This is a genomic window from Hymenobacter sp. DG25A (genome assembly GCF_001280305.1).
Classification (GTDB): domain Bacteria; phylum Bacteroidota; class Bacteroidia; order Cytophagales; family Hymenobacteraceae; genus Hymenobacter.
The window spans coordinates 1251707-1264998 of the sequence record NZ_CP012623.1; the positions used below are offsets into that span (position 1 = coordinate 1251707).

The window sequence follows — 13292 nt, forward strand, 5'->3', positions numbered from 1 at the left end:
TGAGCGGCCGACGGGCGGCAATAAGGCATAGTGCACGCATACCTACGGCAAAAGTCCCGAAAGGTAACGAGGGCCGGAGACATTTAGCCGCAACCATTTCACTCGCCGCAGGTTAGCAACGTATAAAACCCGGGCGGTGCTTGTATTGCCGGCACAATTTGGGTAAATTAGACAAGAGCCGTTTTGCGCGCCTATCAACTGCCAGACTATGTTTTTTGTTGATATTCTGCTGGGATTTGCCTGTGCCATGTCGTTTATCCCCATCACGACGGGCTACTGCGCGCATAGCTACGGCCGCTCGTTCTGGCTCTGGTTTTCCCTAGGGTGGCTGCTGCCCATCGTCTCCTTTTTCATTCTGTTTGCCCTGATTTACCGCAAGCACATTGACCAGGGAGAGCGGCTGCTGGAAGAAGCCAAAGAAATCCTGGCCGCCGCCGAGCAGGCCGAGGACGAAAGACGCACCCGGCTGGCTCCCCGTCCCGACTAAGCGTGCAAATACGCCTGCATGGCCTGGGCCGCCCAGGCCCCCGTGCTAAAACATCCCTGTAAAAGGTAGCCGCCCGTAGGCGCTTCCCAGTTCAGCATTTCCCCGGCTACAAAGGTACCCGGGCGCTGGCGCAGCATGAGGTCGGGCGTTAGCTCCTCCCAGGATACCCCGCCAGCCGTGGAAATAGCTTCGTCCAGGGGGCGCAGGGCCGTGATGGGGAGCGGCAGGTGGCGCAGCAGCCGGTCCAGCTCCTCCGGGGAGGCCGTGGCAGCGGTAGGAGCCACTTCGCGCAGCAGCGTGGGCACGGGCGAGGTTAGGTGCAGTACCTGTTTTAGAAAATCGGCCAAGGACTTGCCGCGCCGGGGCGTGCGCAGCCGGTTGAGAAGCTGCTCATCGGTGAGGTCGGGTTTCAGATCAAGCCAGAGGGTGGCCGGCTGGCCTGTTGCCAGCTCCTGGCGAAGAGCAGGGGTGAGAGCATATACCGGGGTGCCTTCCACGCCATATTCCGTGAGCATCAACTCCCCCCGCACCCGTTGAGCGCCGCAGCGCAGCGCAATGTTTTTGAGCGGGGCCCGGCCCACTTTCTGCTGAAAAAATGCCGACCACGCCACTTCCGCGCCGCAGTTGGAAGGTAAAAACGGCACACACGGCATGCCAATACTTTCAAAGGCCGGTACCCAGGCACCATCGGAGCCGGTCTTGGCCCAGCTGGCGCCGCCCAGGGCCAATAGGGTGACCTTGGGCTCTATCACCAGCTCTTCGCCGGAGGCCGTGTTCTGGATGCGCAGCCCGGTGCTGCCCTCAAAGCCCAGCCAGCGGTGCCGCGTGTGCAGCACCACGCCCAGCTGTTGCAGGCGGGCAACCCAGGCGCGGAGTAAGTCGGCGGGTTTGTGCTCGGCCAGGGGGAAAATGCGGCCGCTGGTGCCCACAAAGGTTTCTATGCCCAGCTCGGCAGCCCAGCGGCGCAGCTCAGAGGGGGAGAAGTGCGTCAGAAATTGGGAAAATGCGGTGCTGTCCGGGCCATAACGGGTGGCGAAAGGGGCTTCCGGCTCGGCGTTGCTCAGGTTAAAACCGCCGTGCCCGGCCACCAGAAACTTGCGCCCCACGGTGGCCTGTGCCTCAAAAAGTATTACCTGATGCCCCGCTTCCGCCAGCCGCTGCGCCGCCAGCAGTCCGGCCGGCCCGCCGCCCACAATTACTACTTCCGCCTTCAAAAATGTAGATCTGCTCATCACCCGGGGCGGCAAGATACAATGCATTGCGGCAGTAAAGTTCGGTGGTTTTCCTACTTTCCGGCCCGGGGCGCGTACATCCTAACCCAACATACCTCTGCCTATGGGTCCTTATTCTATTCTGATTTACCTGAGTATTGCGGTTATTCTGTCGTATCTGTTTGATATGGCGGCCCGGGCCACCAAGGTGCCTTCGGTGCTCATGCTGCTGCTCACCGGCATTGCCCTGCGCCAAGCCGCCGACTACTTCGATGCTTCCCTGAATATTCCTTCCGTGGTGCTGGAAATCTTCGGGATTATCGGCCTGATTATGATTGTGCTGGAAGGCGCCCTGGACCTAAGGCTGGAGGCCGGCAAAGCCCCCTTAATCCGGCGGGCGTTTTTTGCGGCGGCGCTCATGCTGCTGGTGCAAACGGTGGCCATTGCCCTGCTGCTGAAAGCATATTTAGGCGTCTCCTTTCAAAGCTGCCTGGTAAATGCCGTGCCCCTCACGGTTATCAGCAGCGCCATTGCCATACCCAGCGTGGCCAACCTCACGGGCGAAAAGCAGGAGTTCATTGTGTATGAAAGTACCTTCTCCGATATCCTGGGCATTATGCTCTTCAACTTTGCCATTCAGGATAATTTCGCGCAGGGAGTCTCGGTTATTACCTTCTCGCGGGATGTGGTGGCGGTGCTGGTGCTTTCCGTGGTGAGTACCGTGGTGCTGGCTTTCCTGCTGCACCGTATTCGGCTGCACGTCAAGTTCTTCCTGATTTTTGCCTTCCTGATCTTAATTTATTCGCTGGCCAAGAAGTTTCACCTCTCGTCGTTGGTGCTGGTGCTGGTATTTGGGCTGGCCGTGAACAACGCTGATGTTTTCCTGAAAGGCTGGCTGCGCCGATTGGTACACCCCGAGCGGCTGGCCGCCGAGTTACACCAGCTCAAAAGCATCACCGCTGAATCAGCCTTCCTCATTCGCACGTTCTTTTTCCTGCTGTTCGGTTTTTCCATCACGCTGGCCAACGTCCTCAACCTGAGTCTCATCGTGCAGGGCCTGCTCATCGTAGGCATCCTCACGCTCATCCGGTTTTTCTACCTGCGCTATGCCGCCCGCACCGATCTGGTGCCGGAGCTGTTTATTGCGCCCAAGGGGCTGATCAGTGTGCTGCTGTTTTACAGCATTCCGCAGCAGCATCTCATCGGTGAAGTCAGCGAAAACATCCTCTTCGTGGTTATTCTGCTTACCGGCGTGATGATGATGGTGGGGCTGCTGCTGGCCGGCCGGGAGCCCGAGCTGGGCGAATATTGAGGCGAAAATCCAGCAATAATTGTGGTTCTCTGAAATAGAAAGCTGCTCCGTGGACTCTATAAAAATACCCTTGCTCTCTAATCAGAGGGCAAGGGTATTTTGCTATCAGTACAACTAAGTGCTTCCTGCCAGCTGGCAAGTCTACCGCTCCTAATCCGTTTCCTTTATCAGCTGCTTCCGGTAGCCGGCCAGAATAGCGGATTTCAGCAGAAACCCGACGTAGCGGCCATGGTCTACTACCGGCAGGGCCCAGGCGCCTACCTGCTCCATGCAGCGCAGGGTGTCCAGCATGGTGTCGTCGGGGTTTACAATGGCGGGGGGCTGAATCATCAGGTCGCGCACTAGGGTGGTTTTATAGTGCTCATCGTCGAAGAGGGCATCCCGTACGGTATCCAGCGTTACAATGCCCTGCAGCTCACCTTCGCTATTGACTACCGGGAACAGGTTGCGGGTGGCGTGCCGGAAAATGTCCACCAGTTCGCCCAGGGTTGTTTCGGGGCGCACGCTCACAAAGTCCCGCTGAATCAGGTGGTGCAGGTCCAACTGGGCCAGCAGCCCCCGGTCCCGGTCGGCGTGCATATAAATTCCCTGTTTCACCAGCTTGCGAGTGTACACTGAATAAGGCTCGAAGTACTTTGTAATCAGATAAGAAAAGGAAGTAACGGCCATGAGTGGAACGAACAGCGCATACCCGCCGGTGATTTCCGCAATCAGGAAGATGGCTGTTAGGGGGGCGTGAATAACGCCCGCCAGCATGCCCGCCATGCCCAGCACAATGAAGTGTACCTCGGGCACGGTATCTATCCCGCTCAGGTTAATGATACGGGCATACACAAAACCCGCCAGCGCCCCCACAAACAGCGAGGAGCCGAACATACCCCCGTTGCCGCCCGAACCTACCGTAACGGTGGTAGCCACTACTTTCAGCAGCATACTGCCAATGGCTACCAGCAGCACCAGGCCCACGCTTTCATCACCGTACACGGAGAAAAGGGAGCCATCTACCAGGTGGCTGGACTGCCCGCTCAGCAGCAGCTGCACAATGTTGTAGCCCTCGCCGTACAGCGGCGGAAACAGGAAAACCAGCAGCCCCAGGGCCAGGCCGCCAAACAGGATTTTGTGGTAGGCCCCGGGCCACCGCTCATAAAACCGCTCGGCGGCAAAGTACACGCGAATCATGTACACGGAGAGCAGGGCCGTGAACAGCGCCAGCAGCAGATACAAGGGAATAGCTTCTACCGGCCAGCTGGTGGTAATGAGCACGAAGGGCTGCCCGGCATAGAGCAGCTTCGACACCACCGTGGCCGTGGCCGAGGCAATGAGCAGCGGAATGAAAAACGGGGCCGAAAGCTCGGAGAGAATAACCTCCACCGCGAACAGAACCCCTGCAATGGGGCTGTTGAAGATAGCCGCAATACCGGCCGCCGCGCCGCAACCCACCAGCAAGCGTCTTTCCCGCTTACCCACGCGCAGAATGCGCGCTACGTTGGAGCCGATGGCCGAGCCCGTAACGGAAATAGGGGCCTCCAGACCAGCCGAGCCGCCAAACGTGACCGTGAAAAAGGACGTCACCATTTGCGAAAACAGCTTGCTGCGCGGCACAATGCTGTTCTGGCGGGCAATGTTGTAAACAATAGGCCCAATGCCCCGGCTGAGCGTGCCGCCCAGCACATAGCGCGTAAACAGCACCGACAGCGAAATACCAATAATAGGGTAGAGCGACAGGGCAAAGACGCGGTACTGCTCCGGTACCCAGGCAAAAATCAGGTACTGCGAATAATGAACCGAGTTTTTGAGCAGTACGGCGGCTAAGCCGGCCATTATCCCCACCAAAACGCTCAACAGAATCAGATAGGCCCTGTCGTTAATGTAGCGTAAGCGCCACAGGAGCAGCGGACCCAGGAGTCGATGAACGATGCTTTTGGGCATGAGGAATTAATTCACTTCCGAAGAACAGGTAGGAGAGGGCGCGTAACCGTGGTAACGATAACGGACAAATTATAAAACCCACTGCAAAAACAGTGCTTTTTTTCTCTGGCGCCTACGCCGGTTGGTTCATCCAGCGCCAGAATACGAAGCATCCAAGGGTATAAGCCACTACATCTAAGGGGTCTGCCACCATCCGGGAATTAAAATGCGGCATAATCAGCTCAAACCAAATGGCTATAACCACCCAGGAGCTGATGATCCAGGAAAGCGGCAGCACAAAGGAGGGTTGGCGGAAATAAAGCCGGCGCATAAACCAGAGCAGCAGCGTGAGCTGCAGGGGCAGGTCTACCAGATCAGCCAGGTGGGAATTAATAAGGGTGGGCAGCTGCCAGTGGGCCCAGTACCGGTTGATGCACGCAAAAAGGTACAGCACGGTGCCCAGCAGGAACAGCGGGTGCCGCAGCTCGGCGGGGAATTTTAACCGGCCAGTGCTGTTACCAGCCATAGCATAAACGCCAGCAGGGCCGCAAACGCCAGCTGCCCGCCCCGAATGATGTATTTAAAAAACCGCAGCAGCGCCCCATCCTCCGGGTTTATTTCAATGAGCATGATGCCCGAAATAGGCTCCTGCGCTTGTTGTTCCCGGGCCTGCTCACTGCGGTTGCGCACGGGGTCCAGCAGTTGGCCGCACCGCGCACACCGGTCATCGGGGCGCTGCTGCCACTCCGACCAGTGCCCGCAATGCGGGCATTTCTTCGATGCAGAAAGTGGAGCGCTCATGCGTAAATGGGTAAGGTGAAAAAAGACGAAGGCCAGCAGAGCAATGACTCCGCTGGCCTTCTTTTTATTCTTCCATGATGTCTTCGTTCCAGAGGGCGGGCTCGGCTTCGATGAACTCTTCCATCATCTGCACGCACTCCGGCAAATCCAGGTCTACTACTTCCACGCCGTGGCTTTCCATAAATTCCCGGGCCCCGTCAAACGTGCGCGACTCGCCTACCACTACTTTGGGTATTTTGAACTGCACAATGGTGCCGGCGCACATATAGCAGGGCATCAGGGTGCTGTAAATCACGGTGTCGCGGTAGGTGTGCTGACGGCCGGCATTGTTCAGGCAGTCCATTTCGCCGTGCTTAATGGCGTTGTTTTCCTGCACGCGCTTGTTGTGCCCGCGGGCCACAATCTGGCTGTTGCGCACCAGCACTGAGCCAATCGGAATACCGCCTTCTTTGCGGCCCTGGCGGGCTTCGTCAATGGCGGCCTGCATGAATTCGTCCATAGTAGTCTTTATAGAAATGCGCTTAGGCGTGTTCAGTCAGTGAAAAAAGGAAAGGCTGCAAGGTACAGAGGCCCACTCAGAAACCGGAGTTGCGCCTGAATTTCTTACCGCGCGCAAATACCCCGGTACGGACAGTACTGACACTTTTCCAGATCATCGGTTTTGCGGATGGGCTCCTGTGGGTCCAGCATGCGGTTTGCCAATTGACCCAATAGCTCCTCGCTGCGCGCCATAAACGACGTGCCTTCTTCCGTCAGAAAGCCCATATCCGCCGACATGGGGCCCGCGCTCAGGTTGCGCAGGGAGATAATAGCCGCATCGGCGGCGGGGCGGCCGTTTTGCTCCAGCATGAAGCGATACAGCCACAGCTGCCGCACTTTATCAGCCGCGGAGGTAGAGTCATGCAGCAGCCGCTCCACTGCTTCGGCAGGGCCTTCGCCGCGCTTTTGCAGGCGCAGCTCGGCGGCCTGCACCATCCCGGTTTTATAGTCGATAACGCGCAGGCGACCATCCGGCAGCTCATCCAGGCGGTCGGCGTAGCCGATAAGGCGCATGGGCAGCTTCTCGCCGTCGGGGCGGGGCACAAATACGGTGGCGTGCAGGCGCTCTTCTAGGGCATGAATGCGCAGCGGCAGGCCGCCGGGCTGCTCGGCCAGGCCTTCCAGGTAGCGGCGCACCAGCTGCGTGGCAACCTGGCCCAGCACGTGGTTCAGGCCTTCGTCGGCGCGGGCGTGGCGGTCGGTTTCTTCCTGGCGCAGGGCCTGCTGCACGGCGGCCGGCGCCTGTTTCAGCAGGCCGGGCAGGTCCTCGGCCGTCAGCGGGCGGTTCTCCTGAACAAAAGGCGTGAGCAGGTGCTCAAGGGCTTCGTGCACTACCGTACCAAAAGTATCGGCACCCAAGTGCTCTTCCACTTCCTCGTTTTCCTGAAACTTAGCTATGCGCGCAAAATAGAACTGCAGGTTGCAGGCCAGGTACTGATTTAGGGCTGAAGGGGAGAGGCCTTTGTCGAGCACTGCGCGCAGGGCCTGCAGCATCTCGCCGTCCTTTTCCAGCACCAGGTCGCCGGCGGTTTGCTGGGGCAGGGCCTGGGGCTGCGGGTGGCCGCTGCCTTCGGTATCTGCCTCTACCAGAGCCGTAAGCTTTTCCAGCGTCATGTTAGGGCTCTGGGGCAGCAAATCATTCTCAATCTGCAGCAGAAAACGGCTCCGCTCGCCGGTGCGCGTGCCTTCCGCGCCGGGCAGCACGTGCACCAAGTCTACGCGGCGGGCGCGCTGCAGCAGGCGCCAGAAGTGATACGCCGTAGCCGATTCTTGGTCGGCGTACGTGGGCATGCGGAACTCTTTCAGCACATCATACGGAAACAGGGAGCCATGCCGCTTGGGCGCCGGCAGCACATTTTCGTTGCAGCTGAGAATGATGATGTGGTCGAAATCCAGGGCCCGGGTTTCCAGCAGGCCCATCACCTGCACATCGGCAATGGGCTCCCCGCTGAAGGGCAGGCGCGTGGTGCGCATCTGCTCATAAAGAAACCGCCGGAAAGAGCGCACCGACAGCCGCTGCTCCCGGCAGTCAAACGCCGAATCCAGCTGCTTAACCAGCGTGTAAAACAGATACAGGTATTCCGCTTCAATAGCCGAGTGCTGCTCCTCATACACCTGCTTCAGCAGATCAATAAGCGTGTAGCAGGCCCGGATAATATCGTCGCAGTCGTTCCAGGTGCGGAAAAGGGCTTCGATAATAGGGTGATGATGGCCCAGCTCCAGCAGCTCGCGGGCTGGCAGCAGCACGGCGTTGCGCTGCACAATCTGGCGGCACACCCGGTCCAGCAGCCCATGGTATTTTTCGTTGGGCTGATGATCGAGCCACTGCTGATAGCGCCGAAGGAAGGGGTGAGCCAGCAGCTTGGTAACGGCCAGGTGGTGGTAGCGCGGTACCCCGTAGTCCGGTCCTTCGCCGCCTTCCCGAATGCCGGTCAGGTGCACTTCAAACAGCAGATCCACCAGGTTAAAAAGCGGCGTGCTCTGGAAGCTCAAACCCATGGTGACGTTGTAGCTGGGCACGTGCTCCGGCGGCAGACCGTGCAGCACGGGCAGCAGCAGGGTTTCATCGGGCAGCACCACGGCCACCGTGGCGTTGGGGTTTTGCTGCCGCGATTCAGCCAAGAGCTGTCCGGCTACTTTGCCCTGCATGGAGGCATTGGCCACGCCCACAAAACGCATGGTCCGGGGCAGGCCGCGCAGCCATTCCACGTTGCCGCCAAACGCCTCCCGCGAAAGCTCCCAGCGGGTGAGGTAGCGCCGCAGGTACTGCCCGGCGCGGTTGGGCGAGTCGGCTTCCAGGTAAAACGGGTCGCCATCGAAGCGCACTTCGGCGCGGCCGTGCTTCAGTAGCAGGCGCACCAGCCGCTCCTCCGCCCTCGATAAAGCTCCCAGGCCCACAAACACGTGGCGGGCCGGTTCTTCGCCGCGCAACAGGCGCTTTTCCATGCCTTCCACCGCCAACCGGTAGGCCAGGCCGGGGTAGGCGAGGTGCTGGGCCAGCATCTGCTTTTGCAGGCGGCGGTACACTTTTTCCAGGTCGTCCCAGAACCGGAAATACTGACCGGTAATGGAATCAGGCTCGGGGGTTTTGGTCAGGTCCCAACGCTCCAGGGCCTTGGCCTGGGTGAGGTATTCAAACACCTTATGGGGCGGCGCCAGGTTCTGGTCCAGGTTGGAAAAGTCAGCGAGCAACAGCCCGGCCCAGCCCACAAACCGGTCGAAGTCCAGGTTAGGATCAATGCCCTTGAGAATATCAAAGAGTAGCAGCTGCAGGGCAATAGGCTCTTCCACCTGCACGCCGGCCAACTCTACCATGTAGTCTTCCATGGCCGCCACGCGGGGGCTCCACAGCGCCTCGCCCGCGCTCAGGCTCATGGCCAACTCGTTCTTCAGATACACCACCGCCCGGCGCGTGGGCACCACCACCACCAAATCAGACAGCTCCTCGGCAGAGTAGCGCGCCGTAAGGTCCTGCGCCACCTGGGCGAGGAAGGAGGTGGTGGCAGAACCGGTGGAAATAGCAGATGAATTAAGGCTGGCTAAGATAGATGGCATGCGGCAGGGTAATGAAAAGGTACTGTTTCAGATTTGGGATGTCACACAGAAAAAAGGTACTTATTTGCGGAATACATATCGTTTAGAAAAGTCTCCATATTTCGTCCCAACCAAATTTTATGAAAGCTAAATATGCCATCCTTTGTCTTGCTTTAGGCTTGTTCCTGAGCGTGGTTGGGTCACTCTTTAAGATAATGCTTTGGACTGGGGCTGATATCCTTATAATATCAGGCATGGTGCTCACTATCACGGGTGTTATCCTGTTTGTTTACAAGCTCATGTCTCAGCCGAAAATCAAAGATTTTTTGAATAAGTAAACGGAAATAGCCGGGTGTAAATCTGGTTAAAACACTACCACTTCCTCGGTTCCAAAATAATACAGCACGCATTGCACCTCAGCATAGCCCAGCTGCCGGAAGAGCTGCGCATACTGCTGCAATTGGTGCCGGTGCTGAGGCTTGGGCGGCGGAATCTTGAAGTCGAGAATGGTAACGCGGGTGCCGTTGCGCCCGGCTGCGGCGCCGGTTTCAAATACTACCCGGTCGGGCTTGTAGTCGCGGCGCCGCACGCCGCCGATGAGGATTTCCCGCTCCGTCTCCACGCTTACCTGCGGCCCGAAATAGGGTGTCAACTGCGGGTGGCTTACTACCTGACGCAGCTTCTGCACCATTTCGGCTTTTTCCTTGGTGCTGATGATGCCTTCGGCGGCCAGTTGCCCGGCTACGCGCTCCACCTCCGTGGCCCGGTGCAGGCGGCGCAAGCCGTAGTGCAGCTTGCGGTTCCACTCGCCTAGCTGCTCCTGCTCATCAAAATCAAACACCGTGGATGCGTGCCGACGCAGGCGCAAACGCTCCTCCCAGGGTACGGAGGTAAGGTTAGTGAGCGGGTAGCTGCCGGTCTTGGGCCTGCCGCTGCTGCCTGCCGGCGCCATACTGCCCTGGCTGAGGGTAAAGGCCAGGCGCTCCTCCTCCCATTCGCCCAGGTTTACCAAGTACTGATGCAGCAATTCCGCCACGGAGCGGGCCGGGTCGGTGCTAGCCGTGGCGTCTTCCGTTTTCTTCTTTGTGTCGGGGCGTTTGCTGATGATGTAGAGGCGCTGGCGCGGGCGGGTGAAGGCCACGTAGAGCATGTTCAGGCCCTCCAGGAAGGTTTTTTCGCGCTCCTCCACGTATTGGGCGGCCAGCGGGGTGCGCTGCAGGGCTTTGGTGAGGCCTACCACGGCCACGCCCGGCATTTCCGGTACCGGCTTTTCATCCTCTTCCAGGCGGCCCCACAGCAGCGTGCCCCGGTAGGGCTCCAGGCTCCAGTCGGCGTAGGGCACAATTACTACCCCGTAGGCCAGGCCTTTGGCTTTGTGTACCGTGGTAATGGTAATGGCGTCGCGGCCGGCCGGGGCGTTGATGCTGAGCGCACTTTTGCGCTGGTCCCAGTAAGTCAGGAAGTTGTTGAGGTTGTTGCCCTGACGCAGGCTGAATTCCAGGGTCAGATCCAGGAAGCGGAACAGGTACTCGCTTTCCGCGTTGCGGCCCAGCAGCCTAAAGGTGCCAATGAGGCGCTCCGTCAGCTCATACAATCCCAGGTTGCCGGTTTCCTGCTCCCGCACATCATAGCCCAGTGTGCGAAGCTCGTCGTAAAATTCCCGGGCATGCGGGGCGTTAGCCAGTCCGGCAATGTGGCGCGCCCGGGCCGGCGTAGGGGCCAGGCGGCGCACTACTTTATCCACCAGCAGCATGGCTTCGGCGCGGGCCAGCGTATCGGCGGGCTGGTTGAGCACCCGGAAAATGGCCACCAGCAAATTCACCACCTCCGCAAATTCCAGGGACAAAGAGTCGGCGGAAATAATCTGGTAGCCGCGCTCCTTCAGGAATTTAGCCACCAAACGGCTGCCCCGGCGCGTGCGGCAGAGCACGGCCACATCCTGCGCCCGGAAACCATCGGCCATGGCCTGCTCTACCAGCTGCAGCGTGAGATACAGGGTGCTTTCGTCGTAGTCCAGCTTGGCATCGGGCAGGTGGCCGGGCAGCATTTCTTCTGTGTAGTGCCCGGCCCGGGCATCGTAGCGGCGGGCGGGGGTATTGTCCTGGGTAAAGAGCAACTCCACGTGGCCGGGCAACTGCCCCAGCGGTGCTACTTCCTGCCCGAAATGCGCATCATAAATGCCCTGCACCAGCGGCAGCATGGCGTGGCGCTGACTGACGTGCTCAAAGAAAGCATTGTTGAAGCTGATGATTTCGGCAGCGGAGCGGAAGTTGGTGTTGAGCGCGGCCGGCTCCAGCACCTGGTCCAGGGTGTAGTACCGCTCGCGCAGCAGCTCCTGCAGTTCGGGGTCGTTGGCGCGGTTTACCAGTATCTCCGTCTGGCCCTGGTGCAGGCGCAGAATCTGCTCCATTTCGCCGCCGCGCCAGCGGTAAATAGCCTGTTTGGCGTCGCCTACGGCCAGGGAGAGGTTGCCGGTGGATACGGCATTTTCCACCAGTGGCAGCAGGTTGTTCCACTGCAGCACCGAGGTGTCCTGAAACTCATCTATCAGCAAATGTAAGTACCGGTCGCCGAGGCGCTCATACAGAAACGGCACGGGCTCGGTGAGGACAATGCTGGCAATGCGGCGATTAAACTCACTGATAAGCACCACGTTTCGCTCCCTGCTGATTTGCTCCACTACTTTGTTCAGCTCATTCAGCAGCGAGGCGTGAAACAGGTACGGCTGCATGGCCGAGAGCAGAATATAGTGGGGGAGGAGCTGGGCCCGCAGCTGCTCAAACTCCTCATAAGCCGCAAGCAAGGCAGGTTTCACGGCGTCCACGCGCTGGCGGTCGGCTTCGGTCTTTACCTTGCCGCTGTACCATTTGTCCTGGTCCACGGTGGCGCGCACATAGGAGTTGGCGTCCTTGTCGGGCAGCAGGCGCTCTTCCCACTTGGTGGCGTAGCCGAAAATTCCGCTTTTGCCCTGGTACAGGTCGGCTTCCGTTACACCTAAGGCCTGCAGGGCGGCTGCGGCCCGCTCGCCTACAGCCTGAAATTCGGCTTCAATTTCCTGGCGGCGCTGGCGCAGGGTTTCGTGCAGGCGGCGGAAGTCCTGCAGCGTGAGCTTCTGCAGTTGCGTAACGGCCTCGTGCACGGTTTCATTAAATAGAAACTGCCCAAATTCCGCCAGCTCGGTGGGCAGGTTGTTCCAGCTCTTGCCTTCGTCGGCGCGGCTTAAGGCATACTCCGAGAGGGTTTTGGAAAGCAGCTTACTGTTCGGGTCGCGGTTTACTTTGTCCAGCAGCACGGCCACGGCGCTTTGCAGCACGGTATCCGTGTCCAGCTCCACCTCAAACGAGGCCGGCAAACCCAGCTCCCGCGTGAAGGCCGTAACAATGCGCTGCACAAAGGAGTCGATGGTGCTGACGGCAAAATCGGCGTAGTGGTACAGCACCAACCGGAATGTGGCGGTGGCGCGGCGGCGCACTTCCTGCTCCTGTTCCGCTACCGTTTGGGCCAGCCGGGGCAGGCGGTTTTCGGCGGCTAGTTCGGCCGTTACTTCAGCCAGCAGCATATCCGGTTTCCCTTCCTCGGGGTAGGCAAACTTCCGCAGGGCGCCAATGATGCGCTCCTTCATTTCGCCGGCGGCATCATTGGTAAAGGTGATGGCCAGAATGCTCTTAAAATAAGCCGGGTCGTCCGAGCCCAGGGCCAGCTTCAGATATTCTTTTGTGAGCTGATAGGTTTTGCCCGAGCCGGCAGAGGAAGAATAAATGCGGAAAGTAGCAGGCATAAAAAAGGCGCTGAATAGCGGGGCAAGTTACGCCGCCGGCAGCAGTAATAAGGCAAAAGAAATACAACAGGAATCAGCCGTAATAAAATGCTGGCATTGCGCCCCAATGGGTTATAAGATTTTGTCTCGCTCCTGCGAATATGTTTTTATAATTTGTTGATTAATAAATATATAAACAAAAATATATACCCTGTTTTCAGCAAAGATCAGGCCTTATCAGCA

At 58.8% G+C, this 13292-nt stretch carries 9 protein-coding genes; 2 read left to right on the forward strand and 7 right to left on the reverse strand.

Annotated elements, in window-relative coordinates; translation table 11 throughout:
- Positions 1 to 208: 208 nt before the first annotated feature.
- Positions 209 to 487 carry a hypothetical protein gene (locus tag AM218_RS05400; protein WP_054412563.1) on the forward strand — a complete coding sequence of 93 codons (279 nt, stop codon included), beginning with the start codon at positions 209 to 211 and terminating at the stop codon, positions 485 to 487.
- Here the strand turns inward: AM218_RS05400 and AM218_RS05405 are convergent.
- Positions 484 to 1719, reverse strand: coding sequence for a BaiN/RdsA family NAD(P)/FAD-dependent oxidoreductase (locus AM218_RS05405; protein ID WP_054412565.1), 1236 nt, complete (start codon positions 1717 to 1719; stop codon positions 484 to 486). The genes AM218_RS05400 and AM218_RS05405 overlap by 4 nt on opposite strands.
- A gap of 103 nt (positions 1720 to 1822) precedes the next feature.
- Here AM218_RS05405 and AM218_RS05410 point away from each other — a divergent pair, with 103 nt between their 5' ends.
- The gene (locus AM218_RS05410) at positions 1823 to 3010 is read left to right on the forward strand and encodes a cation:proton antiporter (RefSeq protein ID WP_054412567.1); all 1188 of its coding nucleotides are present in this window, start codon (positions 1823 to 1825) and stop codon (positions 3008 to 3010) included.
- Between the two features lie 150 nt (positions 3011 to 3160).
- Here the strand turns inward: AM218_RS05410 and AM218_RS05415 are convergent, their stop codons facing one another.
- From AM218_RS05415 to AM218_RS05445, 6 genes are all read right to left on the reverse strand, one after another.
- A complete protein-coding gene (locus tag AM218_RS05415; RefSeq protein ID WP_054412569.1) occupies positions 3161 to 4939 on the reverse strand; it encodes a chloride channel protein in 1779 nt (592 codons plus the stop codon).
- 112 nt (positions 4940 to 5051) lie between these two features.
- Positions 5052 to 5444 carry a hypothetical protein gene (locus tag AM218_RS05420; protein ID WP_054412571.1) on the reverse strand — a complete coding sequence of 131 codons (393 nt, stop codon included), beginning with the start codon at positions 5442 to 5444 and terminating at the stop codon, positions 5052 to 5054.
- Positions 5417 to 5719, reverse strand: a complete 303-nt coding sequence (locus AM218_RS16705; RefSeq protein WP_157547532.1) for a hypothetical protein — start codon at positions 5717 to 5719, stop codon at positions 5417 to 5419. The genes AM218_RS05420 and AM218_RS16705 overlap by 28 nt, the downstream gene beginning before the upstream one ends.
- Before the next feature lie 64 nt (positions 5720 to 5783).
- A complete protein-coding gene (locus AM218_RS05430) occupies positions 5784 to 6218 on the reverse strand; it encodes a nucleoside deaminase (protein ID WP_054412575.1) in 435 nt (144 codons plus the stop codon).
- Between the two features lie 104 nt (positions 6219 to 6322).
- Complete coding sequence (locus AM218_RS05435) at positions 6323 to 9313, reverse strand: PD-(D/E)XK nuclease family protein (RefSeq protein ID WP_082318082.1); 2991 nt, start codon at positions 9311 to 9313, stop codon at positions 6323 to 6325.
- A gap of 343 nt (positions 9314 to 9656) precedes the next feature.
- Entirely contained in the window at positions 9657 to 13070 is a 3414-nt protein-coding gene (locus AM218_RS05445; protein WP_054412577.1) for a UvrD-helicase domain-containing protein, read from the reverse strand.
- Positions 13071 to 13292 lie beyond the last annotated feature (222 nt).